Below are 24,242 nucleotides of genomic sequence, written 5' to 3' on the forward strand. Positions count from 1 at the left end.
ATATCACGTTCCCAACCAGGCATGAACCATTTAGGCTCCGGGCACGTCCTCATGAACAACCAGCGCACCTTGGCTGGGAGGGCACAAGCATGACCGGCACGACTGACAACCGGATACGACAAGCAATCTGGCAAACCGCGAAAACCGTAGAAGACGTAATACGGCACATTCGCCGCCAACCGGTAGCAGCCAACCGCCTCGGAAAGAAGTTTCGAGGAAAAGCCGCGAGCGGGAACGTTTTCGGCCTGGTTGGATGTTGACCCTGGTACGACAGCTCGTCGAGCTAGAGAAGAGGCGACGTGACTACTGTTCTGACCCCCGCGAGCCCGCTGACGGCCGCTGACCGCTGCGACCGATGCGGCGCCCAGGCATACCTGCGCGTCGTACTCATGAGCGGCGGTGAACTGCTCTTCTGCGCCCATCACGGCCGCAAGTTCGAGCCGGAACTCAAGAAGATCGCCGCTGAGATACAGGACGAGACGGAGCGACTGACCGCCGCCCCGGCAAGCGCCGACGACGAGGACCGCTGACCCTCGCCACCACGACGAGCCAGCGCCGGCCCAGGGCCGGTAACAACGGGCGGCCGCCCCTGCACCCACCAGGGACGGCCGCCCGTTGTCATGCCATGACCGAGGCCTCGCGGAGCGCCGTCAGGCGCCTCGCTCCACGCCTCGCATAATGGCCGAAAATCGCGTGACGATGTCCGATACGCGCGTGTAGACGCCTGGGCTGCCAGCCTCCCCGCAGCCGCTCCCCCACGACACCAGGCCCACCAGGCGCCCCCGGGCCACCAGCGGCCCGCCGCTGTCCCCCTGACAGGCGTCCTTGCCGCCCTCCAGCTCCCCGGCGCACAGCATGCCGCCACGGATGTACGTGCCGTCCGCGCTGCCCGGGTAGGCCTCCTCGCACACCCCGTCGGGCAGCACCCGCACCCGCGCCGCCCGCAGGGTGCGCGCGTAGTCGCCGAAGCCCGTGGTGTCGCCCCAGCCGTAGACGTTCGCGATCGCGCCCGGCTTGTACCCGTCGTCGCCGGGCCCCGCCATCTTGATCACGGACGACTTCGGCAGCGGCCGCGCCAGCGTGAGCACCGCCACGTCCCCGGCGTTCGTGAGGCTGTCGTACTCCGCGTTGACCCAGACGCCGCTCACCGCCACCTCGCGCCCTCCCGCCGCCCGCAGATCACCGCGCCCGGCGATGATCCGCAGGTCGTGCACCTCGTCCAGCGGAACGCCGAGCACCTCCCGGCTCACACAGTGCGCCGCGGTGAGCACGGTCCGGGGACCGACCACCACCCCGCCGCAGAACTGGCCCGCGCGCATACCCCCGAACCGGTCACGGCTGGAGAGCGCGACCGCCCAGGGACTGTCGGCCGCCTTCGCGGGGCGGCCCCCGATCACCACGCTGTCCGCGACGGCCGCTCGGGGGGTGGCCAGTGGCACCACGACCACCGCGGACACCAGGGCGAGCGCCGAGGACAGCGCTCGGGCGGTGGGACGAAAACGCATGCGGAGCTCCTCACGCAGAGTGGCTAGGACACACACAGCGTCATTCAGAGCAGGGCCCGCCGCACCCGCGCACGCGGGCATGCCGAAGGGCCCGGCTCCCCATCGGGATGCCGGGCCCTTCGGCGACGTACGAAGGAACGTACGCGGAAACGTACGAACGTCAGCGACTAGTCGAGGTAGTCCCGCAGCACCTGAGAACGCGAAGGGTGGCGGAGCTTCGACATGGTCTTCGACTCGATCTGACGGATCCGCTCGCGCGTGACGCCGTACACCTTGCCGATCTCGTCGAGGGTCTTCGGCTGACCGTCGGTGAGACCGAAGCGCATGGAGACCACGCCCGCCTCACGCTCGGAGAGCGTGTCGAGGACCGAGTGCAGCTGCTCCTGGAGGAGCGTGAAGCTCACCGCGTCGGCCGGGACGACGGCCTCGGAGTCCTCGATGAGGTCACCGAATTCGCTGTCGCCGTCCTCACCCAGGGGGGTGTGCAGCGAGATGGGCTCGCGGCCGTACTTCTGGACCTCGATGACCTTCTCAGGGGTCATGTCGAGCTCCTTGGCCAGCTCCTCCGGGGTGGGCTCGCGGCCCAGGTCCTGGAGCATCTGGCGCTGCACGCGCGCGAGCTTGTTGATGACCTCGACCATGTGCACCGGGATACGGATGGTGCGGGCCTGGTCGGCCATCGCGCGGGTGATCGCCTGACGGATCCACCAGGTGGCATACGTGGAGAACTTGTAGCCCTTGGTGTAGTCGAACTTCTCGACCGCGCGGATCAGACCGAGGTTGCCCTCCTGGATGAGGTCCAGGAAGAGCATGCCGCGACCGGTGTAGCGCTTGGCCAGGGAGACCACCAGACGGAGGTTGGCCTCCAGGAGGTGGTTCTTGGCGCGGCGCCCGTCCTCGGCGATGATCTCCAGCTCGCGCTTGAGCTTCGGGGCGAGCTTGTCGGCGTTCGCCAGCTTGTCCTCGGCGAACAGGCCGGCCTCGATGCGCTTGGCGAGCTCGACCTCCTGCTCGGCGTTGAGGAGCGGGACCTTGCCGATCTGCTTCAGGTAGTCCTTGACCGGGTCGGCCGTGGCGCCGGCGACGGCGACCTGCTGGGCAGGAGCGTCGTCCTCGTCGTCGTCGGAGAGGACGAAGCCCTTGGCCTCGCCGCCCTCTTCCTCCTCCTCGCCGGCCTTGCCGGTGGCGGGGGTCTCCTCGGACTCGTCGCCCTCGAGCAGCTCGTCCTTGCCGGCCTTCTTCGACGCGGTCTTCTTGGCGGTGGCCTTCTTGGCCGTCGCCTTCTTGGCCACCGTCTTCTTGGCGGCGGCCTTCTTGGGGGCAGCCTCGGTGTCTTCGACCGAGACCTCGGCGGCGCCCGTCACCGTGGTGGCGGTGGCGGTGGCCTTCTTGGCCGTGGCCGTCTTGGCGGCAACGGTCTTGGTGGCGGTGCGCTTGACGGGACTCTTCGCTGCGACGCTCTTGCGGGTGCGCTTCGGCGACTCCGCGGCACTGACCATCAGCGTCACACCCTCTTCCTCGAGGATCTGGTTGAGGCTGCGCAGAACGTTCTTCCACTGAGTGGCCGGAATCTGGTCAGCTTCGAAGGCCCGACGCACGTCATCGCCGGCGATCTGCCCCTCAGCCTTTCCCCGCTCGATGAGCGCCATCACAGACTCGGACTCGGCGATCTCCGGCGGGAGCGTACGGGATGTGCTGGCCGACACGAACAACCTCTCGGAACGATGGAAACGGCTTCCGGCCCCGTCCACTGTGGACCGGAGCCGATGACCGACGACTGGGGATGGGCCGACGGCATGGGCGGGGCCGTGGAGCTCACACAGCGCCGAGAGCGGCTGCTGTATTCCCTCGCTTGGCTTTACCTCTTAGGTCATCGCGCTATCCCGAGGAGCGTTACGCCCAATCCTGCGTGGCCCGAGTCACACCCCGTAACCACCGATAGCGTCTTGTTAACGGACATACGCCCCCACAGTGCCGCCCGCCCGGCACTCGTGCGGCGCCCGCGCCCCGCCCCACAGACGAGTCGCCGGGCCCGGTGCGGGTCCGGCGACTCGGGACGTATACGCGGGGACGTACGTGCGGCGGCCGGTCAGTGCTCGCGGGGAGCGGGGACCACCCGCTCGCCCTCCGGGTGGACGGTGAGCAGCTGACGCATGACCGCCTCGGCGGCGGTGGCGTCACCCGCGGCGAGGGCGTCGACCAGGCGGGAGTGGTGGCCGAGCGACGCCTCATTGGGGCGGTCGCAGCCGGTGATCGGGCCGCCGGAGACCTGCAGGGCGGCCGAGACGATGCCGGACAGGTGCTCCAGCATGCGGTTGCCCGCGACCTGGATGAGCAGCGAGTGGAACTCGGCGTCGGCCCGGGAGAAGGTGATCGAGTCACCCTGCCCGAGGGCGTGGCCCATGATCTCGACCATGTCCGCGAGGCGCTGCTGCACGTCGTCGCGGCCGTGGCCGGCGGCGAGGCGGGCAGCGAGGGGCTCGATCGTCCAGCGCAGCTCGTGAAGTTCGCGGCGCTGGTCGTCGCGCTGCGGTCCGAAGGCGCGCCATTCGATGATGTCCGGGTCCAGGAGGTTCCAGTCGCTGACCGGGCGCACGCGCGTGCCGACATTGGGGCGGGCACTGACCAGCCCCTTGGCCTCGAGGACGCGGAGGGACTCGCGGACGACGGTGCGGGAGACCTCGAAGCGCTGGCCGATCTCCTCGGGGACCAGCGGGCGGTCGGCGCCCAGGTCGCCGGAGACGATCATCTGGCCCAGCTGCTGGACGAGTTGGCCGTGCAGTCCGCGGCCGCGGCTGCCCGCGGCGCGCCTGCTGACGCGTCCCAGATCGGGGTCGGCGCCCTCCCAGGCGGGGGCCGAGATACGGCCGGGGCCTGCGGCCTCGGCGTAGGAATAGCGGTCGAGTTCGCCCGGCCCGGCGAGGCCGGAGTCGGCGGAGCGGGCGGCGGTCATCATGGTGTGCGCAAGGGTACTCACGGATCCTTTGTCGGCCTGGGCCGTGGGCCCCTTGAGGTCTTTGGTGAAAAGCACACGAAAGGGTGATCGCTTACCCTGCCTCAATTGACGCCTTATAGAAATAAATAGGCCGTGTTCCAGGTGTTTTTCCCAAGTGTCTTCGGGGAGTTGACCGCAGCGGGGCGATCCGTTGCCGCGCGGCCCGCGCGGATCGGGAGTGACGGGGCTCAGCGGAGCCTGCCCCGCACACCCATGAGCAGGTAGGCACCGAGCAGTGCGGTGAGGCTCAACAGCAGCGCGCCGCCCACGGGTTGGGCGATCATGCGAACGACGGCGGCGACGTAGCGTTCGCCGCCGATCGGCCACTGCAGCAGGGCGAGCTCGCGCAGCCGGCCGGGCAGGCCCGCGGCGGAGCGCGCGGACGGGCCTTCGAGCAGCTTCTGCACTCCGGGGACGATCAGCACCGGCACGGCGAGCAGTGCCGCCAACCCCGCGGTGGCGGACCGGAAGACGCCCGCGGCGAGCAGCCCCGCCCAGGCGCAGCCGGTCACCAGGCCGAGCCAACTGGCCAGCAGGGAACGCCAGTCGGCAGGCAGCCTGGTGAGTTCCTCGCCGTACACGAGGTGCAGGAGGACGCCGTCGCAGAGCACGGTGGCCAGGGCGAGCAGCAGCGCGGTGGCGGCCGCGACGACGAGCTTGGCGCCGAGCAGGCCGATCCTGCGGGGCACGGTGCCGCGGTCGGCGGCGAGGGCCGGGTGCCGGAACTCGTCCCCGAAGGCCACGGCGCCGAGCAGGCCCGCGCCCATGGCGGCCGGGGGCAGCGGGAGTTCCATGGGCCAGGCGGCGAGCACCCGGTGCAGCGGGGTGTGACCGGTTCTGGCGAGGAACAGCGCCATGACGGCGGAGACGACGAGGACGAGCAGGGCGGTGAGATATCCGGTGCCGATGCCGGTGGCGCGGCGCACCTCGTAGCGCAGGGGGCGCAGCGGGCCGCGGGCGGTGCGGACCGTGATCGGGGGCGGCAGGGGGGAGGGGGCTTCGCCCTCGGGTGCTTCCGGGCGGTCACTGCCGGTACGCGCGGGCGCGGGCTCGACGCGCGGAGGCGCGGGCGGTGACGGGGGGCCCGAGTCGCCGACCTCGTCGGCGAGTTGGTGGATCAGGACGTTGTGCTTGAAGGCGGTCTCGCCGACGTCCGCGCAGGTACTGCCGTACACCGAGAGCCTGCTGCCGTCCTCACGGACGACTTCCAGGGACCGCTTGCCGATCCGCGCCTCCTTGGTCAGCAACGCGCCGAGCCGTCCGGCCTGCGGGGAGCGGACGGCGACGCGCGGGCGCAGCCGGGTGCGGGCGAATTCCTCCGCCTCCTGGTCGGCGACGACCCTGCCCTGCTCGACGGTGACGACGCGGTCCGCGGTGCGGGCGGCCTCCTTGGCGTCGCCGGTGGTGAACAGGACGGTGCCGCCCTGTTCGGCGTGGGCGCGCAGCATGCCGTGCAGCCAGCCGCCCTCGCGCGCGGAGAGGCCTTGTGCGGGCGAGTCGAGTACGAGGGTGTGCGGGTCGGCGAGGAGGGCGCAGGCGAGGCCGAGGCGGCGGTCCATGCCGCGCGAGAGGGTGCCGAGGCGCTGGTCGCGCAGGCTGACGAGGCCGACGGCCTCCAGTACTTCGTCGGCGCGGGTGACGGGGATGCCGGCGGCGGCGCAGAGCATGCGCAGCTGGCCTCGTACGGTGCGCGCCGGGTGCCCGGGGACGTCCCCGAGGAGGACGCCGACTTCGCGGGCCGGATGCGCGATGCGGCTCAGCGGGCGGCCTCTGAAGTAGGTGATGCCACGCCCTGGTTGCAGCTCGAGCATCAGCCTCAGGATCGTGCCGGTGCCGGAGTCGGGCCCGCCGAGCAGCGCCGTGACGCGCCCGGAGCGCGCCTCGAACGACACGTCGTCGACGACGGGAGGCTGGTCCTTGCGGGTGTTGCTGGTCAGTCCGGTGGCCTGGATCATCGCTTCTCTCGCGGGATGTGGCGACCGCTCGGCGGACGACGCGGCCGGGGGCAGTCCGCCGGTTCGGGGACGGACGGACCCCGTAGGTACCGCAGCAACATAACGCGATATTTCCGCTATTTCAGGCAGGAAGCGGGCTGTGGGTGTGGTCGCGACACATGTGCGAGTCGGCGGTACGCCGCCTGATCACATGCCCGTACGTCGATGGGGTGCGGGCCGGAACGCACCCGGGCCCGGAGCAGAACGGGCGCGTGGCGGGGTACACCCGGGCCCGGAGCGGAATCCGGGTCAGACTTCCGGGCGGAGCATCGGCGGGTTCAGGAGGGTGGCCCCGCCCGCGCGGAAGAGCTGGGCCGGGCGGCCGCCCTGACGGGTGGTGGTGCCGCCGGTGGGCACGAGGAATCCCGGGGTGCCGGTGACCTTGCGGTGGAAGTTGCGCGGGTCGAGTGCGACGCCCCACACGGCCTCGTACACCCGGCGCAGCTCCCCGACGGTGAACTCCGGCGGGCAGAACGCGGTGGCGAGGGAGGAGTATTCGATCTTGGACCGGGCGCGCTCCACGCCGTCGGCGAGGATCTGGGCGTGGTCGAAGGCGAGCGGGCCCACCTGCTCGCTTTCCTGGCCGAGGAAGGTCTCGACGGGCGCCCAGCGCGCGCTGTTCGCGTCGCCGCCGGCCCGGGGCGCGGGCAGGTCGGGGGCGAGGGCCAGGTGGGCGACGCTGACGACGCGCATGCGGGGGTCGCGCTTGGGGTCGCCGTAGGTGGCGAGCTGTTCGAGGTGGGCGCCGTTGCCCGGTACGGGCGGCGGGGCCTGCGGGTCGTGCGCACAGAGCCCGGTCTCCTCGACGAGCTCGCGCGCGGCGGCGGCCGCCAGGTCCTCGTCGTCCCGTACGAAGCCGCCGGGCAGTGCCCACCGCCCCTGGAACGGCGGCTCGCCCCGACGGATCGCCAGCGCACAGAGCGCGTGGCGCCGCACGGTCAGGACGACCAGGTCGACGGTGACGGCGAAGGGCGGAAAGGCCGACGGGTCGTAGGGCGACATGCGGCGATCATAGTCGTCTGCCTGACGATAAACACTCCCTTCCTTGGGATGGGCGCAGGTCCCTTCCTCGGGGTGAGAGCCGGTCCCTTCCTCGGGTGAACGTCGGTCTTGTCCTGGGGCTGAGCCCAGGCGTCGGTCGGGCTTGGCTCAGACGCCGAGCTGGAGCCCGTCGGCCGCCTCCTCGACCATGGCGAGGCCCAGCCTGCTGACCCGTACGGAGAACGGGCTGCCCGCGACCGTGAGGCCGGTGAATCCCACCTCGCCGAGCGGGGCGCTGCGCACCGGGTCCAGGGTCACGGTGCCCGCCGGGGCGTCGGGGCGGATGCCGGCGAGGGCCACCAGGAGCTGGATTCCGGCCGCGGCGGCGGTCGCGGCCGGGCGGCAGGCGGCGGGGTGCGGCAGGGGGGCGCCGCCCTCGGTGCGCTGCTCCCCCGCGAACATCTCCGGCAACCTGCTGCCGAAGGCCTCGGCCGCCGCCAGCAGGCCCCGCAGCAGGGAGTTGGCCTCCTTGTCGTAGCCCGCCGCGGCCAGGCCGGTGGCGGCGAGCGCGGTCTCGTGGACGCGGACGGCGCCGCCGCGGTGGCCGAACGGGTTGTGGCCCGCCTCCTTGGCGCTCAGGCTGCGCAGCCCCCAGCCCGAGTCCATCGCGGGGCCGCCGAGCAGCCGGGCCAGCTGCTCGGTCTGCACCTTGTCGAGCAGGCCCGGGGCGAGGGCGCCGCCGCCGAGCAGGCCGGTGTCCAGGAGGTGCGCGGCCGCGCTGCCGAGGTGGGGCACGCGGCGGCCGTCGGGGGTGCGGGCGGCGGCCGGGCTGCCGCCGCCCCGGTCCTCGACCCAGAAGTCGGACCGGAAGGCCGTACGCAACTGCCGCGCCCAGTGCCGCCATTCGGGCGCGCCGGGCCTGTCGTGCGCGTCGAGCAGGTCCGCGCCGAGCAGGGCGGCGCGGTGGGCGTGGGCCTGGGTCTCGCAGCGCAGCGGGCCGCCGGGGTGGGGATCCGGCAGGTAGACGCCGTCCCGCACGGCGGTACGCAGCCAGTCCAGGCAGCGCTCGGCGGCGGGCAGCAAGTCTTCGGTCTCCTGCGCGGACAGACCCCAGCGGTACGCCTCCGCCAGCAGCGCCGGGAAGAGCAGGGTCGCCTCGATGCCTGTGCAGCCGGGCGGCAGATGTGGCCCCGCGTCGCGCAGCGGGCCCGGGATGAGACCCGACTTCGGCCCTGGACCGGCCAGTTGGGTGCGGGCGAGGGTGCGCAGGGTGCCCGCGGCGAGCCTGCTGCCCAGGGGCAGCGTCATCCGGGCGGCGGCGAGCGCCTCGGCGGGGGCGAGACCGCAGCGCCAGGGTGCGCCGGCCGCCGGGTGGACGTCGGCGGGGCGCTCGGGGTCGCGCAGGAGGAGGGCCTGGAGGTCGTCGACGCAGGTGGTCAGCAGGGCGGGCACGCGGGGGTCGTCGCCGGTGGCGATGGCCCCGGAGAACGGATTGCCCGCACCCTTGCCGACGGGACGCGAGGGGGCCACGCCGTCCTGGCGTACCCGCAGTTCGATGGTGCGGGTACCGCCCGCGGGGAGTTCCAGGTCCCAGCGCAGCAGGCCCGCCGAGGCGAGCGCGTCGTCCGGTGGTGGCTCGGCGGTGACCACTGCGTGGCCGGCCGGCGAGGACCAGCGCATGCCCGAGTCGTGGACGCTCGCGGGCAGTTCGGCCCCCGGGCGTCCCGAGGCGACGGCGCCCAGCTCCGCGAGGTCGGTGGCCAGGGACACCTCGACCGGCAGCTTCAGCGGACGGCTCGCCGCGCTGCGCAGAGTGATCCGCTCGGTGCCGTCGGCGTCCCTGGTGCGTTCGACCATCACCACCGGGTCGGGGCCGCCCTCCCCTGCCGGCCGCAGGGTCGCCACGAAGCGGGCCCGGTCCGAGGAGACCAACCGGGCCTGCACGGCGAGCGGTTCGCGTCCGGCCACCCGCAGCCGGCAACGGGAGAGCAGCCTGCGGCCCGCGCGGTAGTAGCCCTCGAGCCCCTGCCCGGTCAGCTGCCCGTGCTCCGGGGAGATCGCGAGGCCCGGCATGGCGACACAGATCAGCGCGGCGTGCGCGGGCGGCAGCTCGGCGGGGCGCCGGGGTCCGGGCACCGGCACTTCACCACTCTGGGAACGCGCCGACCTGGGGGCGCTACGGATCTCCCTGCCGGGCGCGGGATTCGGCACTGAAGGGGGCATGGGCGAGTCTCTTCTGCGCTCTCTCGGGTTGGTACGCGGTGTGGGTTGGGGGCGGCAGGGCAGTTCGGGCGGGGCTCGGGAACGGGTGGGTGCTTGGCGGGGGTTCAGGGCGGTTTCGGGCGGGGCGGTCGCAGTGCAGGGCGGTTTCGGGCGGGGCTCGGGAACGGGTGGGTGCTTGGCGGGCGTTCAGGGCGGTTCCGGGCGGGGCGGTCGCAGGAGAGGGCGGACGGTCTGGTGGTTCCGGTCGCAGGCCCGAGCCCGGGCTCCCGGTCGGAGGCTTGAGCAAGGGCTCCCGGCCGAATGCCCCGTCGAGCTCCCCGACCGGAGTCCCACACTCAGGTCCCGGTCAGGGACCAAGCCCAAGTCCCCGGCCCGGAACCAAACTCAAGCCCTCAGCCGAACAACTCATCCAGCGCCGACCGGAGGCCCGTGCGGGGACCCCGCATCGAGGTCCGGCACGAAATTCCCGGTCGGGTGGTGCTGTGCGGGATTCCCTGACGGCAGTCCCGCACGGGCCCCTGCCGGACGCTCCGGTGCCGTTGTCCGGCCGGCCGGAGAACGGACATCGCGCGCGGGTCCCCGACGTGGGGCGATCGAAAGTCGGGCGGCGGCCGGAAAAGCTCCGCCACTCAGGTGAACGGGGCGCCACCGCTGCAGGTCACGGGCGCGGGGCCGGGTTCCGTCGAGCAGGGCGTGCGCGGGCCGGACGAGCCGGGCGATCCACGCCGAGGCGGATGGCGGCCAGGGCCTGCCCGACCCTCGTCCGCACCTCACCGCTCCCCCGCCGCACCCCGCCCACCTGGACTCTTCCTCGTCCTCGAACTCGCCCCGACCGAAGCTCCTTTGCCCGAGCGCTCCCCGCTCCTGCCCTGCGGCCCCTCGGGACGGCGTGAGCCCTTCGGGGCAGGTGGGCGCGTCCTGCCTCGGGAGGCTGGGGCTCGCAGGTCCGGGGCAGGTGTGGCGGCGCTGTCCGAGTCCGAAGGGAGGTCGTCCGGGCCGGCCGAAGGGAGGTCGTCCCGCCCGGCCGGCACCGCTCCCCCGACGCCCCGTTCGGCCCGACCGTCCGAAGGCCCGGCGCCGTCCTCCCAGGGAAACTCGGCCCCGCTCCCGGCAGGCAACCGGCGCAGGCAGTTGCGGATCGTCTCGGGGTCGAGCCCTTCATTGCAGGCCTGATGCAGGAGTTGGGCGAAGGTGTACTCGGGATCGATCCGCAGCGCCATGCGCAGCGCGACCCGCGCCTCCGGCTCCTGGCCGAGCGACCAGTGGACCCAGCCCGCGAGGGTCAGCGGCGCCGCAGCATGCTCCACGTACGGGCCGACGCAACGGCGGGCGAGAGCGCGCCAGAGCCGGAGCGCGGGCGCCGCGCCCTCGCCCTCCATGCAGGCCGCCGCCCGATCCCTGGTGTCCCGGTCCTGCAGCCCGAGGATCAGGGCGGCGGCCTCGTCGACCGAGAGCAACGTGTCGTCCCGCGCATCGACACCGGGGCCGACCGCTGTCGCTCCGCCGAGCCGCGCCATGACGCGCTCGGCCACCTCCAGGGTCTCGGTCCCGATCCGGCCCCGGTCGCCTTCCAGGATTCGGGGCACGAGCGCGATCGCCGCCGCGTCGAGTGCCTGCTCCTGATCCGCCACCACGGCTCCCTCCAAGGGCATGAGCCTTCGCTCCATCTCCCGCAGGGAGCTGGGTGCTTGGAGCCCCGCATAGGCGGCCGCGGCGGCCATGGCCGAGGTGCCGGGCCGCGCCACCGGCGTGCCGTCCGGGGAGCAGCAGATGGGGTCGTCGCAGGCATTCACGTACGACCAGTACCGGCCGCCCGACAGACAGAGCGCCTCGTACACCGGGACGTCGAGTCCGCCGCATGCCAGCCGCAGGGCCTGGGCGAGCGGCCGCAGCCGCTCCATCACCTGGCGTGCGTTCCCACCCGGTGCGGGGTCGCGGCACAGGAACACGACGATGCCGTCGGGCTTCCCGCTGCGCCTTTCGCTTCCGGTCACCAGTCCCTTGGCCAGGGCGACGGCGATCTCCGGCCAGTCCTCCTCGTACTCCGGAATACCGAGGCGCACCCGCCCGCCGAAGCGGCCGCGCTCGCCGTGCGTCGCGATGAGGACCACGCTGTCGTCGGGGTGGAATCCGAGGAAGTACGGGAGTGCGTCGGCGAGTTCACCGGGGCCGCGCAGGCCGATCGTCTGCTCGCCGGGCCCGCCGGCGGCGTCGCTGTGATGAGTCATGCCGCAGACTGTCCCGCGGATTCCCATCCTCCGCTTTGGCCTGTGGATAACCCCGGCCGTGGACACGTCAGAGGTTTTCCACAGGCTGGTCGATCCCGGCGCCGATTGTCGGAGCGACCCGCTTGCATGGACGCATGAACAGCCACAACGACAGCGACCGTCATGACCACGGCACCGCTCACGGCCACGGGACCCGTCCCAGCCGCAGCCACAGCCACAGCCACATGAGCAACGACACGAGCGACCACGCCCACCACCAACCGGCCACGACACCTGCTCGGTCACCGGTTGTCCGACCCCTCCTGTTGTATGGGGGCATGGAGCACACGAGCAACGCGGAGCTGCGCACAGCGGCCGACACCGTCCTGGCCCGCCTCGTCGGGGACCCGAGCGGCCGAGCCCGGCTGCGCGAGGACCAGTGGCGGGCGATCGAGGCGCTGGTCGCCGACAAGCGCCGCGCCCTGGTCGTGCAGCGCACGGGGTGGGGCAAGTCCGCGGTGTACTTCGTCGCCACCGCCCTGCTCCGCGAGCGCGGCAGCGGCCCCACCGTGATCGTGTCGCCCCTGCTCGCCCTCATGCGCAACCAGGTGGAGGCGGCTGCCCGGGCCGGCATCAGCGCCCGCACGATCAACTCGTCCAACACCGAGGAGTGGGACCAGATCCAGGACGAGGTCGCCGCCGGCACGGTCGACGTCCTGCTCGTCAGCCCGGAGCGGCTCAACAACCCGGACTTCCGGGACAACGTGCTGCCGAAGCTCTCCGCGGCCACCGGCCTCCTGGTGGTCGACGAGGCACACTGCATCTCCGACTGGGGACACGACTTCCGCCCCGACTACCGCCGCCTGCGGACCATGCTCACCGACCTGCCCGCGGGCGTGCCGGTGCTGGCCACCACCGCGACGGCCAACGCGCGCGTGACGGCCGACGTGGCCGAGCAGCTCGGCACCGGCGGCGGCGAGGCCCTGGTGCTGCGCGGCCCGCTGGACCGCGAGAGCCTCAGCCTGAGCGTGCTGCAGCTGCCGGACGCCGCCCAGCGCCTCGCCTGGCTCGCCGATCATCTCGGCGACCTGCCGGGCTCGGGCATCATCTACACGCTCACCGTCGCGGCCGCCGAGGAGATCACCACCTTCCTGCGGCACCGGGGCCACACCGTCGCGTCGTACACCGGAAAGACCGAGAACGCCGAGCGGATGCAGGCCGAGGAGGACCTGCTCGCGAACAAGGTGAAGGCGCTGGTCGCCACCTCCGCGCTCGGCATGGGCTTCGACAAGCCGGACCTCGGCTTCGTGGTGCACCTCGGCTCGCCCTCGTCGCCGATCGCCTACTACCAGCAGGTCGGCCGCGCGGGCCGTGGCGTCGAGCATGCGGAGGTACTGCTGCTGCCGGGTCGTGAGGACGCGGCGATCTGGGAGTACTTCGCCTCACTCGCCTTCCCCTCCGAGGAGTTGGTGCGCCGCACGCTCGACGTGCTCGCGCACGCGCAGCGGCCGCTGTCGCTGCCCGCACTGGAGCCTCTCGTCGAGCTGCGCAGGTCACGGCTCGAGACGATGCTCAAGGTGTTGGACGTGGACGGCGCGGTCAAGCGTGTGAAGGGCGGCTGGATCGCCACGGGACAGCCCTGGACGTACGACACCGAGCGCTACGCCTGGGTGGCCAGGCAGCGCGAGACCGAGCAGCAGGCGATGCGTGAGTACGCCGCCACCACGGGCTGCCGCATGGAGTTCCTGCAGCGCCAGTTGGACGACGAGGGGGCGTCCCCCTGCGGCCGCTGCGACAACTGCAAGGGCGCCCGCTTCACCGTCGAGGTGTCCGCCGGATCGCTCGACGCGGCCCGCGACGACCTGGGCCGCGCCGGCGTCGAGGTGGAGCCCCGCAAGATGTGGCCGACCGGCCTCCCCACGATCGGCGTCGACCTCAAGGGCCGTATCCCGCAAGGCGAACAGGCTCTGCCGGGGCGGGCTCTCGGCAGGCTCTCCGACATCGGCTGGGGCAACCGCCTGCGCCCCATGCTCGCCCCGCAGACGCCGGACGGCCCGGTCCCCGACGACGTGGTGAAGGCGGTCGTGGAAGTCCTGGCCGACTGGGCGAAGGGCCCCGGCGGCTGGGCCTCCGGCGACCCGGAGGCCCTGGCCCGGCCGGCGGGTGTGGTGACCATGGCCTCGCGCACCAGGCCCCAGTTGATCGGGACTCTGGGGACGCGCATCGCGGAGATCGGCCGCATGCCGCTGCTCGGTTCGCTCGCGTACGCCGCCACGGAGGACGGGGAGATCCTGCCGCACCGCTCCAACAGCGCCCAGCGGCTGCGCGCCCTGCACGGAGCGCTCGTCGTGCCGCAGGACGTGGCCGAGGCGGTGCGGGCGGCGCAGGGCCCCGTCCTCCTCGTGGACGATCTCAGCGAGACCGGCTGGACCGTGGCGGTGGCGGCGCGACTGCTGCGCAAGGCGGGCGCCGAGGGGGTGTTGCCGCTGGTCCTCGCCGTGCAGGGGTGACCTCGCCGTACCAGGGCGGCTAGGCGATACGCGGCCGGTTCGGCCGCGTGGCTTGCGGGCTCCACCATCCTTCGAGGCGACCGCGCGTCGCCGGTGGTCGAGTTGGGCAGGGATATTGGTGGCGCACCCACCGATTACGGTCAGGCTCGTCAATTGCTCGTTGCCTGGGACCGGTACGGGGGCGAGAATTGGAGCCGATCCCCGCACGGCTCGTCCGCGGCTCGGCAGTGCTGCCGTGCCGTGGGGCGCTGTGGTGTTGCTCCCCCTGTCCGAACCCGCCCGCCCGCGCGGGCGCGTAGCCGAAGGGAGGACCGTGACCTTCGGATTCGCTCCGTCCGCAGCCACATCGATGCCGGGGGCTTCGTCGCCCGCGAAGTTGCCGGCCCAGAGGTCCGCGACCGTCCCCGCCGTGTCCGCCGATTCCGCCAACCAACTCGCCCGGATGCTGGAGCCCGCCGAATGGGCGGCCGCCGGGATCCCCTTGCTGCGCGATCCACGCGAGGTCGTCAACGGCCTGCACGCGCGGCACCTGCCCACTCCGGACACGGCCGTCGTCGCCGTCCTCGATCAGGAGGAGCGGCTCAGAGCGAGCGCGTCGTTCACCCGGCACGCCACCGGCGCGGACGGCTGGGTGTACCGCAACGCCCTGCTCGCCCAGCTGCGCCGTGTCATCCCGCACGACCTGCGGCGCCGCGCCCCGGTGCGTACGGCGGTGCTGCTCTACTGCCGTGAGGGGGACGCGCGTTGGACCGCGGAGGACGGGGCCTGGATGTGGGGACTGCGGGACGCCTGCACGCTGCACGGCCTGCGGTGCGGCGCGTACATCACGCTGACCCGCGGCGGCTGGCAGGTCCTCGGCGAGGGGCGCGGCGGGCGCCGTCCGCACATCGCCGCCACCAGCACCGAGCGGCTGCTCAACGGCACCGGTCCGCCGACTGCGACGCACGAGCGGAACGGCAGCGGAACCGCGATTCGGCTGCGCCGGGCCTCGGCGTGGTGACACGCCCCAAGTTCCGGAGTGGTGACATGCCCCCAGTTCCGGCGTGGTGACACGCCCCAGGCCTCGACGTGGTGGCGCGCCCCCAGCTCCGGCGTCGTTCCGCACCCCCGGCGCCGGCACGGTGAAGCGCGCCCGGCGCCGGCTCACTGAGCCGCGTACCGTCGCAGCGCCCTGAGCCGTGCGGGCCCGGGACCGCTCTCAGCGACGTACGACCTCGGCGCCTGCCCCCAACGACGCATCGCCCGCCGCCCCTTGACCGTGCCGGACGGGAACACGGACACCGCGAGCGGCACGGGGCGGCCACCGCGAGCGGCACACCGCGGCGACGCCCTCAGCAGCGTACCGACGAACGACCCACCGGCCGCAAGGCAGCACGAGACCGCACAACCGCGCACGGCCACGTGCCACCGCCCACGGCTCACCGCCTCGCCACCTGCAGGCCGCCGCACGTCACCGTGCCGCACCGCAGGCCTGACGTCGCGAGGGCAACACGAAGGCACGACAAGCCGCACACCGCGCACGCCGCCGTACAACACCCGGCGACGCCACGGCGCGGGCCCGCCCCACGTCAAGCGTGGAGCGTCAGGCGCTCGCGCCCAACGCGGAGTTGATCCACTGCGGGTCGCCGCACACGATCAGCAGGGCGCCCGCCTTGCCGAGCGCGAGGGGCAGGGCGGTGGCCGCCACGTCGTCGTTGCCGCCGTTGACGGCGACGACGACCACGGGACGGGTCGAGGCCCGGGCGGCATCGGCAGCGGCGGCGTAGAACACGTCGTCGCCCGCGGCGAGCTGCGCCCAGTAGGCGCCCTCACCGAAGGACAGCTCGTGCGCGGCCCACGGGTGTGGATCACCCGTGGTCAGCACCAGGACGTCGCCGGGCGCACGGCCGCTGTCGAGCAGCAGGTCGACCGCTTCCTCGGCAGCGTCCAGCGCGCCCTCGGCGGAGGCCGGGATCAGCTGGATCTGCGGGGTGGCGGCAGAAGTGGACGGGGTGGTGGCCGGCGTCGGCTTGGCAGCAGGCTCGCGCGGGGTGCGCTGGGCCGGCGGCATCGGCCGGGCGGGACCGGGACCAGGCCGTCCGGGGCGCGGGGCCGCGGGACGGGGACCGGGTACGGGGCGGGTCGGGGCGGTGCGGCCATTGGCGGCAGGCGCGACGGGACCCTGGACGCTCTCGTGAATCTGAGGCTCCTCGGGAATGAGAGGCATGAGTGGTTGTCTATCAAACGCCGGTGCGAGCCGCACCGGCGGGTCACACATAAGTGCGACCGGCATGGTGTCAGAAATCGAAGCCGAGTTGCCCCTCAATTTCCGGAACGGCGCCACCGAGCACGGGAACCCGGGTCTTCTTCAGGTGACGCCACTGGGGCAGGCCGTCCAGGTAGGACCAGGAAAGCCGGTGGTGCGGGGTGGGACCGCGCTCGGCCAGAGCCGCCTGGTGGACCGGCGAGGGGTAACCCGCGTTGGCCGAGAAGGCGAACTCGGCATGCTCGGCGTCCAGTTCGGCCATCATCGCATCGCGCTCGACCTTGGCGATCACCGAGGCGGCGGCGACGGCCACGCAGGACTGGTCGCCCTTGATGACCGTACGCACCCGCCAGGGGGCGCCGAGGTAGTCGTGCTTGCCGTCGAGGATCACCGCGTCCGGACGCGCCGGCAGGGCCTCGAGGGCGCGGACCGCGGCGAGCCGCAGCGCGGCCGTCATGCCGAGGCCGTCGATCTCCTCCGGGGAGGCATGACCGAGCGCATGAGCGGTGACCCAGCCGACAAGCAGCTCGGCCAGCTCGTTGCGGCGCTTGATCGTGAGCAGCTTGGAGTCGGTGAGGCCCTCGGGCGGGCGGCGCAGTCCGGTGATCGCGGCGCAGACCGTGACGGGGCCGGCCCAGGCGCCCCGCCCGACCTCGTCGACACCGGCGACGATCTTCGCTCCGGTGGTGGCGCGGATCGAGCGCTCGACGGTGTGAGTGGGTGCTTCGTACGGCATGGCGCCAGCAAGAGTACGCCGCCGGGAGCGGGCCGCGACACCCGGTACGCGGAACCTGCCCCGCCGGAGCCCGCCGGAGCGCCCGGGGAGACGAGGCCGACCGATCACCGGGGCGAGGTCAACCGGTCCCGGGGGCGAGGACAGCCGGTCCCGGGGACGAGGACAGCCGGTCCCGGGGACGAGGACAGCCGGTCCCGGGGACGAGGTCACCCGGTCCCCGGCCGCAGCAGCGGCACCATCAGTTCGTCGATCATCTCGACGATGTCGTCCGCCGGCCATTCGCTGCCGTACACCTTCGAGCGGTACATCATCATCGCCGGAATGACCTCGCACACGAAGTCGCTCTCGGCACCGGAACGCACCTCTCCGCGCTCCGTGCCACGGATGACGACCTCCCGGATCTGACGGATCGAGGGCTGTACGACACCGTCGAAGATCAGCCCATGGAAGCGCTCGGCCGTGACGGTGTCGCACTCGTGAAGAACCGAGCGGACCGCAAAGCCGGCACGCGTGAACCACGCCTCCCGCATCCGCAGACACAACTGGAGCAGGTCCTCCCGGATGCTGCCGTTGTCCGGCACGTCGTCGACCTGGGGCAGGCCGGCCCGCAGCGCGTCCGCGACAAGGTCCTCCTTCGAGGGCCAGCGGCGGTACACGGCGGCCTTGCCGGTCTGCGCGCCGGCAGCCACGCCCTCCATCGTGAGGCCGTTCCAGCCGACGGTGCCGAGCTGTTCCAGGGCGGCGTCGAGAATGGCGCGTTCCAGTACGGCACCGCGGCGGCGGGGGGACGCCGGCTGAGCGGGAGCAGGCGCCGACCAGCGCGAAGTAACCATCAGAGACTCTCCGTTGGGGCAGTTGAGCGGCGAACCGTCAGGGTTTCGACGGCTCTCGACAAGACGGGGCACACGCTCCCGGGCAACGCGCCGTAGCAGCTTCAGTGAACGCTTGCGTTCTCTGACGGGGACTCACTACCTTGGACGCGACAGTGAACGGGAGCGTTCACTAACGCACTTGTGGGGGATCCATAGTGACAACCTCTCAGTTAACTCAGGACCCGAAACCCGGGCCGAAGCCGGGCGCGGCCCGCCGGGAGGGACGACCCGGCATAGCCCTCGCCGTCATCGCGGCCTGCCAACTCATGGTGGTCCTCGACGCGACGATTGTGAACATCGCACTCCCGGACATCCAGAACAAGCTCAACTTCTCGACGACGGACCTGACTTGGGTCGTGAGCGCCTACACGCTCACCTTCGGCGGCCTGCTGCTCCTCGGTGGCCGCGCGGGCGACATCCTCGGTCGCCGCCGGGTCTTCCTGTCCGGAATCCTGCTCTTCACTCTCGCCTCCTTGCTGGGCGGATTCGCCCAGGAACCCTGGCAGTTGCTGGTGGCCCGCGCCTTGCAGGGCGCAGGAGGCGCGATCGCGTCGCCGACCTCACTGGCCCTCATCACCACGACTTTCCCCGAAGGCCCCGAGCGGAACCGGGCCTTCGGCGTGTTCGCCGCGGTCTCGGCAGGCGGCGGTGCGATCGGGCTACTGGCGGGCGGCATGCTCACCGAGTGGCTCGACTGGCGCTGGGTCCTCTTCGTCAACGTACCCATCGGCATTCTCATCGCGGTACTCACGCCGATGTACATCAGCGAGTCGGAGCGCCACCCGGGCCGGTTCGACCTGCTGGGCGCGCTGACCTCGACGGCCGGCATGGCCGCGCTCGTCTACGGCTTCATCCGCGCGGCGGGCGAAGGCTGGAAGGACGCCGTGACGGTGGGGTCGTTCGGCGCGGCGGTGGTGCTGCTCGCGGCGTTCGTGTTCATCGAGATGCGGGCCAAGGATCCCATCACGCCGCTCAAGATGTTCGCCGACCGCAATCGCTCCGGCACGTACGTGATCATGCTGAGCCTCGCCGCGGCGATGTTCGGGATGTTCTTCTACATCGTGCTGTTCGTGCAGAACGTGCTCGGTGACACCCCGATCGAGGCAGGCCTGAAGTTCCTGCCGGTGACCGTGGCGATCGTGTTCGGCGCGGGGCTCTCACAGGCCCTGCTGCCGAAGCTCGGCCCGAAGCCGTTCATGGTCACCGGCTCCTCGTTCGTCATCGTGGGCCTCGGCTGGCTGACGATGATCGATTCGAGCAGTTCGTACGTGGGTGGAGTGCTCGGCCCGATGCTGCTGTTCGGCTTCGGAATGGGCCTCAACTTCGTGACGTTGACACTCACCGCGGTCTCCGGGGTCGCCCAGCACGAGGCCGGCGCGGCCTCCGGGCTGCTCAACGCGACGCAGCAGGTGGGCGGTTCGCTCGGCCTCGCCATCCTGACGACCGTGTTCGGCACGGCCAGCAGGGACGAGGGCAAGGTCCAGTCGGCCGACTTCATGAAGAAGGCGACGCCGGAACAGCAGGCCGAGTTCCTCAAGACCCATGAGTTCCCCAAGGGTTCCTCGTGGGGCCGCGAGGTGCTCTCCGAGGGAATCTCGACCGGGTTCATCCCGGCGGTCGCCATGGCCGTGGTCGCGCTGATCACCGCGATCCTGGTGATCAGGGTCCGCAAGAGCGACCTGGAGGCGCTCAGCGGGAAGGCCGGGCCGGGAGCCTGAGCGACCCCCGCAGGTGTACGACGGTGCCGGGCGGCTCGGACGGGGAGCCGCCCGGTGGCCCGGCAGCCGCCGCGCACCCCTCACACACCCGCTGCCATGATCCACAGGCGGCACGCGAGACCCCGCCGCCTCACACCAGCCCGGCACGGAGGCACGCTGTGGCACGGTCCGTGCAGTCCCGAGGCCGCCCGCAGCGCCCGGCAGGCACGGCTACGGGCCGACGCCCATCACCTGGGCCCACCTGGGCCCGGACGCATTGGAAGGGTCAGGCCGCCGGGGCCGGAACCCACTCCGGCAGCCCTTCGGTGCGCTGCAGCCAGTCCGCCGGCGGTGCGCCGGTCGCCCGGGAGGCCACGACTCCGCCCACGATGGCGCAGGTGGTGTCCACGTCCCCGCCCACCTGAGCGGTGGTCCAGAAGGCCCGCTCGAAGTTTCCGAGCCCCCGGGCCGCCGACCACAGGGCGAACGGCACGGTGTCGTGCGCGGTGGTGCGGCGGCCGCAGCCGAGCACAGCCGCGACCGTCGAGGCGTCGCTGTAGTCGAGCATGTCCCTGGCCCGGCGCAGCCCCGCACCCACCGCGCTGCGCGGCACCAGCGCGATCACCCCGTCGAGCAGCGCCGTCGGCGTGGGCGGCCCCGCCGGATCGGCCGCGAGGGCGGCGGCCGCGGCCACCGCCATGGCGCCGACGACGCCTTCGCGGTGCTGGTGCGTCGGATACGCGGAGATCTCGGCCTGGTGGGTGGCCTGCTCGGGGTCGTCCGCGTACCAGGCACCGAGGGGCGCGATCCGCATGGCCGCGCCATTGCCCCAGGAGCCCTGCCCCTTGAACAGCGCGGCGGCGAGCTCGCGCCAGTCGCCGCCCTCCCTGACCAGGCGCAGCAGCCGGTTGACGGCCGGGCCGTAGCCGCGGTCGAAATCGTGGTGGATCGCGAAGGACTGCGCGAGCGCGTCCTGGTCGATGCGGCCGTGCGCGGCGAGGACGGCCAGGACGGAGCAGGCCATCTCGGTGTCGTCGGTCCACTGCCAGGAACCGTCGGGCACCTCGCGCCGCTTCAGCAGCGGATAGTTCTCGGGGACGAAAAATTGGGAGCCGAGGGCATCTCCCACCGCCAGCCCTTGCAGGGCAGCCCATGCGCGCTCGAAGCGCTCGGAAGAGGAGTCAGCGATCATCGCAGGGCCACTCTATCGGGTGGAACCGTCAACATCGCGTGAGCGGACTGCCGCGCCCACATGCGCGTCCCGGGTCCCGGCGCCCTGCTCGTCCCCCGGCTGCGACCTCGCACGCGTCACCACCGCTCACTGTCGTACGTCTCCGGCTCCCGCCAGCGCTCGAAGGGCCGGTCGAGCGTGTACCGGCCGTCGTCGCCGAGCAGCAGCACCCGCGTCTCGGCGTTGCCCGGGTTGGTGAGCGCCTCGAATTCCGCGACCGACCAGTGGAACCACCGCATGCAGAACAACCGCATCGTCAGCCCATGGGTGACAAGCAGGACGTTCTCCGGGTGGTCGGGCGCCTCGAAGCTGCGGTAGAGGCTCTCCAGGAACGCCCCCACCCGGTCGTACACATCCGCCCCCGACTCGCCCTGCGCGAAGCGGTAGAAGAAGTGCCCGTACGCATCCCGATAGGCCTTCTGCAGCCGTACGTCGTCCCGGTCCTGCCAGTTCCCCCAGTCCTGCTCGCGCAGCCGCGGCTCCTCCCTGATCCGGATCCGCGCGGGGTCGAGGTGGAAGGCGCGCAGCGTCTCCAGAGTCCGGCGGTACGGCGAGACGTACACGCTGACCTGCTCCTGGTCGAAAAGGTCCCGCAACCACCCCCCTGTCCGCTCGGCCTGCCGCCGTCCGGTCTCGGTGAGTCTGAGCGCGTGGTCGGGTTCGCGCTCGTACACCGTGTCGTCGGCATTCCCCTCGGACTCGCCGTGCCGGACAAGGACGATGCGCCGAGGACGTGCCATGGAGAAACCCTAGATCGCCCCACTGACAATCGCGCGATCACACGGTCCGGGAAGGGTTCCGGCGCCGCTCGGGAAGAGGCCCGGCGCCCGCCGTCACACGGTCCAGGACGGTTCGAGCTGAACGATGTCGCCCGCCAGAGCCGCCACGTCGGCCTCCGTCTGGGCCCGCAGCGAGAGCCGCTCGACCCGCTCGGCGCGGTACTTTCCGTGCTCGGCGGCGGACTGCCACATGGAAAGGATCAGGAACTCGTCGCCGGGCGCCGCGCCGAAGAGCCCGCGGATCATCCCCGGCGACCCGGCCATGGCCGGGTTCCACACCTTCTCCTGCATCAGCGCGAAGTGCTCGACGCGCTCGGGATGCACCCGGCAGTGAGCCACCCGCACCACGTCGGCGTCGGTGAAGCGCGGCTCGAAGCCCGTCTTCACATCGAAGCGATGGTCGAACAGCTTGACCTGGATGTCCTTGTACGTTCCCGCCTGCGTGGCGTGCAGCCGGTCGTGTGAGCGCGCCATGAAGGAGTCGTAGAAGGCACGGCTCTCCCAGAACGCGAAGACGTGGACGACATCCGGCCGCGACCGGCTCCATCCTCCGCCCTGCCCTCGGAACCCCGGCTCCCCCAGAAGCCCCGCCCACTTACGCTGGCCCCGCTCGAACCCCCGACGGTCCACCACGGTGCAGCGAATCCACTTGACCAGCACCGCGCCATCCTATGGCCCATGACGTGGCCGCAGTCACTCCCCGACAGAGTGCACCCGGATCAGCTCCGCGCTGTCGTCCGCGTCGAGTTCGATGCCGAACACCTCGGCGAGCACGGCCGGCAACTCCTCGGCGGGCACCAGCCGTTCGTCGTGCGAGCCGTCGGCGCGTACGACCGAGAAGTCCTGGTCGACCAGGCGGAAACGGGCCTCCGCGGAGGTCCGCTGGGCGACCGTGCGCCCCGTGAAGGACGACCGCGGGTGGGTGGACGTGTAGTAGTTCATCAGCGTGTAGTCGACGGGGTGCCGCCGCTCCGACGTGAACGCGTACAGGTCGCCCCAGCCGTCCGGGCGCCGCGTACGCAGCACTCGTACGCCCTCGTCCTCGGCGCCGAGTTCGAAGTCCCAGCCGCCCTGGCGCACCACACCCGTCTCCTGGAGCAGGAACGGCTCGAGGAGCCCCTCACCGCCGAATCCCACGTCGCACAGCCACTGCTCGCCGTCGGCCTCGACCTTCAGCACCATATGAGTGACGGCGCGCAGGGACCGCGCACCCGCACGCACGCGTGCCCCCCATCCGGTCACGGGGAAGCCGATGCGCTCCAGTACGGCGGCGAACAGCGAGTTCTGCTCGTAGCAGTAGCCCCCGCGCCGCCGGCGCACCATCTTCCTTTGGAGGTCGTCGATGTCGAGCAGCACCGGGCGGCCGAGCACGATCTCCAGGTTCTCGAAGGGAATCGACGCCACATGTGCGCGGTGCAGCCCGCGCAGGGTCTCCAGATCGGGCGTGGGCTTCCCCTCGAATCCGATCCGCGCCAGATAGCCCTCAAGATCCAGTCGTTCGCTGCTCCATGTCATGCCCACCATGATCGCTGGATGGCCGCCACGCTCCAACTCCCTTTCCGGGTCGGCCCGCTTGCTGAGATTGACCATGGCTTCGGTGATTGTCAGTCGTACGTCGTACCGTGTGTGTCGTCGTCACACCTGCCGTGCGGTGCCGTAGCGGCATCAACTCTGCGCCGAGGAGGGGGAATTCCGGTGAGCAGTGTCAAGAAGGGCCTCGGGAAGGTCGAGGTGGGGCTCAAATGGGACCCGAGCTCGATCGGTGCGCCACCGCACGACCTGGACATCGTGGCCGCGGCCTATCCGACCGGCGCGCCGTATGCCGAGCCGGCCTATGTGGTGCACTTCGGCAGCCGCTCGCCCGACGGCACGATCACGCTGAGCAGGGACAGCCGGGACGGCAAGGGCTTCGGCTTCGACGAGGTCATGGTCCTGGAGTTCGACCGGATTCCCGAGGCGTACACGCGTGTTGTCGTGGGAGTCGTCATACAGCAGACGCAGCTGGAGGGCCGCAAGACCTTCGCCGCCATACGCAATACCGGGGTCCGCATCGCCTCGGGCTACACGGAGCTGGCCACCAGCGACTTCGCGGAGGTGTCCGGCGACACCGCGGCCACGGTCGCGGAGTTCACCCGGGAGGCGTCCGGGGTCTGGGAGTTCCGCCGCGTGGTCCGCGGGTTCGACGCCGACCCGGCGTCGTTCGCGGCAGAGCTGGGCCGCTTTTCCTGAGGCCTCGGGTCCGAGCACACGAAAGCGGGGAGCCGGCC

Annotated in this window: 18 protein-coding genes and 2 pseudogenes; 5 read left to right on the plus strand and 15 right to left on the minus strand. The window is 71.9% G+C overall.

Annotation, left to right across the window (positions count from 1 at the left end; translation table 11 throughout):
* Positions 1–299 precede the first annotated feature (299 nt).
* A complete protein-coding gene (locus tag OG430_RS14740; RefSeq protein WP_327352945.1) occupies positions 300–530 on the plus strand; it encodes a DUF7455 domain-containing protein in 231 nt (76 codons plus the stop codon).
* Positions 531–650: 120 nt separating this feature from the next.
* On the opposite strand, the gene OG430_RS14745 is transcribed toward OG430_RS14740, so the two are convergent.
* From OG430_RS14745 to OG430_RS14775, 8 genes and pseudogenes are all read right to left on the minus strand, one after another.
* Entirely contained in the window at positions 651–1,505 is an 855-nt protein-coding gene (locus OG430_RS14745; RefSeq protein WP_327352946.1) for a S1 family peptidase, read from the minus strand.
* Positions 1,506–1,672: 167 nt separating this feature from the next.
* A pseudogene (locus OG430_RS14750) lies at positions 1,673–2,833 on the minus strand (RNA polymerase sigma factor); the annotation flags it as partial.
* 68 nt (positions 2,834–2,901) lie between these two features.
* A pseudogene (locus tag OG430_RS49455) lies at positions 2,902–3,211 on the minus strand (RNA polymerase sigma factor); the annotation flags it as partial.
* Positions 3,212–3,594: 383 nt separating this feature from the next.
* Positions 3,595–4,482: a FadR/GntR family transcriptional regulator gene (locus OG430_RS14755; protein WP_327352948.1), complete on the minus strand. Its 888-nt coding sequence runs from the start codon at positions 4,480–4,482 to the stop codon at positions 3,595–3,597.
* A gap of 206 nt (positions 4,483–4,688) precedes the next feature.
* A complete protein-coding gene (locus OG430_RS14760; RefSeq protein ID WP_327352949.1) occupies positions 4,689–6,455 on the minus strand; it encodes an ABC transporter ATP-binding protein in 1,767 nt (588 codons plus the stop codon).
* A 288-nt stretch (positions 6,456–6,743) separates the two neighbouring features.
* Positions 6,744–7,496, minus strand: coding sequence for an NUDIX hydrolase (locus OG430_RS14765; RefSeq protein WP_327352950.1), 753 nt, complete (start codon positions 7,494–7,496; stop codon positions 6,744–6,746).
* A gap of 147 nt (positions 7,497–7,643) precedes the next feature.
* Entirely contained in the window at positions 7,644–9,548 is a 1,905-nt protein-coding gene (locus OG430_RS14770; protein ID WP_327359098.1) for a glycogen debranching N-terminal domain-containing protein, read from the minus strand.
* A gap of 920 nt (positions 9,549–10,468) precedes the next feature.
* The gene (locus OG430_RS14775) at positions 10,469–11,926 is read right to left on the minus strand and encodes a DUF4192 domain-containing protein (protein ID WP_327352951.1); all 1,458 of its coding nucleotides are present in this window, start codon (positions 11,924–11,926) and stop codon (positions 10,469–10,471) included.
* Between the two features lie 317 nt (positions 11,927–12,243).
* Between OG430_RS14775 and OG430_RS14780 the strand changes: the two genes are divergently transcribed.
* Both OG430_RS14780 and OG430_RS14785 read left to right on the plus strand, forming a co-directional pair.
* Positions 12,244–14,415, plus strand: coding sequence for a RecQ family ATP-dependent DNA helicase (locus OG430_RS14780; RefSeq protein ID WP_327352952.1), 2,172 nt, complete (start codon positions 12,244–12,246; stop codon positions 14,413–14,415).
* A 313-nt stretch (positions 14,416–14,728) separates the two neighbouring features.
* Positions 14,729–15,415, plus strand: coding sequence for a hypothetical protein (locus OG430_RS14785; RefSeq protein WP_442816496.1), 687 nt, complete (start codon positions 14,729–14,731; stop codon positions 15,413–15,415).
* Positions 15,416–15,997: 582 nt separating this feature from the next.
* Here OG430_RS14785 and OG430_RS14790 read toward each other — a convergent pair.
* The 3 genes from OG430_RS14790 to OG430_RS14800 all read right to left on the minus strand — a co-directional run bounded on the left by OG430_RS14790 (position 15,998) and on the right by OG430_RS14800 (position 18,229).
* The gene (locus tag OG430_RS14790) at positions 15,998–16,621 is read right to left on the minus strand and encodes a hypothetical protein (protein ID WP_327352953.1); all 624 of its coding nucleotides are present in this window, start codon (positions 16,619–16,621) and stop codon (positions 15,998–16,000) included.
* 70 nt (positions 16,622–16,691) lie between these two features.
* Positions 16,692–17,396: a ribonuclease HII gene (locus tag OG430_RS14795; RefSeq protein WP_327352954.1), complete on the minus strand. Its 705-nt coding sequence runs from the start codon at positions 17,394–17,396 to the stop codon at positions 16,692–16,694.
* A 206-nt stretch (positions 17,397–17,602) separates the two neighbouring features.
* Entirely contained in the window at positions 17,603–18,229 is a 627-nt protein-coding gene (locus OG430_RS14800; protein WP_327352955.1) for a TetR/AcrR family transcriptional regulator, read from the minus strand.
* 194 nt (positions 18,230–18,423) lie between these two features.
* Between OG430_RS14800 and OG430_RS14805 the strand changes: the two genes are divergently transcribed.
* On the plus strand, positions 18,424–19,986 hold the full coding sequence (locus OG430_RS14805; RefSeq protein WP_327352956.1) for an MFS transporter: 1,563 nt from the start codon (positions 18,424–18,426) through the stop codon (positions 19,984–19,986).
* A gap of 265 nt (positions 19,987–20,251) precedes the next feature.
* Here OG430_RS14805 and OG430_RS14810 read toward each other — a convergent pair whose 3' ends face one another.
* The 4 genes from OG430_RS14810 to OG430_RS14825 form a co-directional block, all read right to left on the minus strand.
* On the minus strand, positions 20,252–21,157 hold the full coding sequence (locus tag OG430_RS14810; RefSeq protein ID WP_327352957.1) for an ADP-ribosylglycohydrolase family protein: 906 nt from the start codon (positions 21,155–21,157) through the stop codon (positions 20,252–20,254).
* Between the two features lie 116 nt (positions 21,158–21,273).
* The gene (locus OG430_RS14815; RefSeq protein WP_327352958.1) at positions 21,274–21,936 is read right to left on the minus strand and encodes a histidine phosphatase family protein; all 663 of its coding nucleotides are present in this window, start codon (positions 21,934–21,936) and stop codon (positions 21,274–21,276) included.
* A 93-nt stretch (positions 21,937–22,029) separates the two neighbouring features.
* A complete protein-coding gene (locus tag OG430_RS14820) occupies positions 22,030–22,635 on the minus strand; it encodes a YdbC family protein (protein WP_327352959.1) in 606 nt (201 codons plus the stop codon).
* Positions 22,636–22,668: 33 nt separating this feature from the next.
* Positions 22,669–23,565: an arylamine N-acetyltransferase family protein gene (locus OG430_RS14825; RefSeq protein ID WP_327352960.1), complete on the minus strand. Its 897-nt coding sequence runs from the start codon at positions 23,563–23,565 to the stop codon at positions 22,669–22,671.
* An 81-nt stretch (positions 23,566–23,646) separates the two neighbouring features.
* Between OG430_RS14825 and OG430_RS14830 the strand changes: the two genes are divergently transcribed.
* On the plus strand, positions 23,647–24,204 hold the full coding sequence (locus OG430_RS14830; protein ID WP_327359100.1) for a TerD family protein: 558 nt from the start codon (positions 23,647–23,649) through the stop codon (positions 24,202–24,204).
* Positions 24,205–24,242 lie beyond the last annotated feature (38 nt).

Origin of the sequence: Streptomyces sp. NBC_01304, assembly GCF_035975855.1 — a bacterium.
Lineage (GTDB): Bacteria > Actinomycetota > Actinomycetes > Streptomycetales > Streptomycetaceae > Streptomyces.

What these genes read in the sequence shown, in the direction of transcription:
- OG430_RS14825 (WP_327352960.1), bottom strand. Translation starts at nt 23,565, where the DNA reads ATGGTCAATCTCAGCAAGCGGGCCGACCCGGAAAGGGAGTTGGAGCGT.
- OG430_RS14810 (WP_327352957.1), bottom strand. Translation starts at nt 21,157, where the DNA reads ATGATCGCTGACTCCTCTTCCGAGCGCTTCGAGCGCGCATGGGCTGCC.
- OG430_RS14795 (WP_327352954.1), bottom strand. Translation starts at nt 17,396, where the DNA reads ATGCCGTACGAAGCACCCACTCACACCGTCGAGCGCTCGATCCGCGCC.
- OG430_RS14770 (WP_327359098.1), bottom strand. Translation starts at nt 9,548, where the DNA reads ATGCCGGGCCTCGCGATCTCCCCGGAGCACGGGCAGCTGACCGGGCAG.
- OG430_RS14790 (WP_327352953.1), bottom strand. Translation starts at nt 16,621, where the DNA reads ATGCCTCTCATTCCCGAGGAGCCTCAGATTCACGAGAGCGTCCAGGGT.
- OG430_RS14760 (WP_327352949.1), bottom strand. Translation starts at nt 6,455, where the DNA reads ATGATCCAGGCCACCGGACTGACCAGCAACACCCGCAAGGACCAGCCT.
- OG430_RS14815 (WP_327352958.1), bottom strand. Translation starts at nt 21,936, where the DNA reads ATGGCACGTCCTCGGCGCATCGTCCTTGTCCGGCACGGCGAGTCCGAG.
- OG430_RS14775 (WP_327352951.1), bottom strand. Translation starts at nt 11,926, where the DNA reads ATGACTCATCACAGCGACGCCGCCGGCGGGCCCGGCGAGCAGACGATC.
- OG430_RS14800 (WP_327352955.1), bottom strand. Translation starts at nt 18,229, where the DNA reads ATGGTTACTTCGCGCTGGTCGGCGCCTGCTCCCGCTCAGCCGGCGTCC.
- OG430_RS14745 (WP_327352946.1), bottom strand. Translation starts at nt 1,505, where the DNA reads ATGCGTTTTCGTCCCACCGCCCGAGCGCTGTCCTCGGCGCTCGCCCTG.
- OG430_RS14765 (WP_327352950.1), bottom strand. Translation starts at nt 7,496, where the DNA reads ATGTCGCCCTACGACCCGTCGGCCTTTCCGCCCTTCGCCGTCACCGTC.
- OG430_RS14780 (WP_327352952.1), top strand. Translation starts at nt 12,244, where the DNA reads ATGGAGCACACGAGCAACGCGGAGCTGCGCACAGCGGCCGACACCGTC.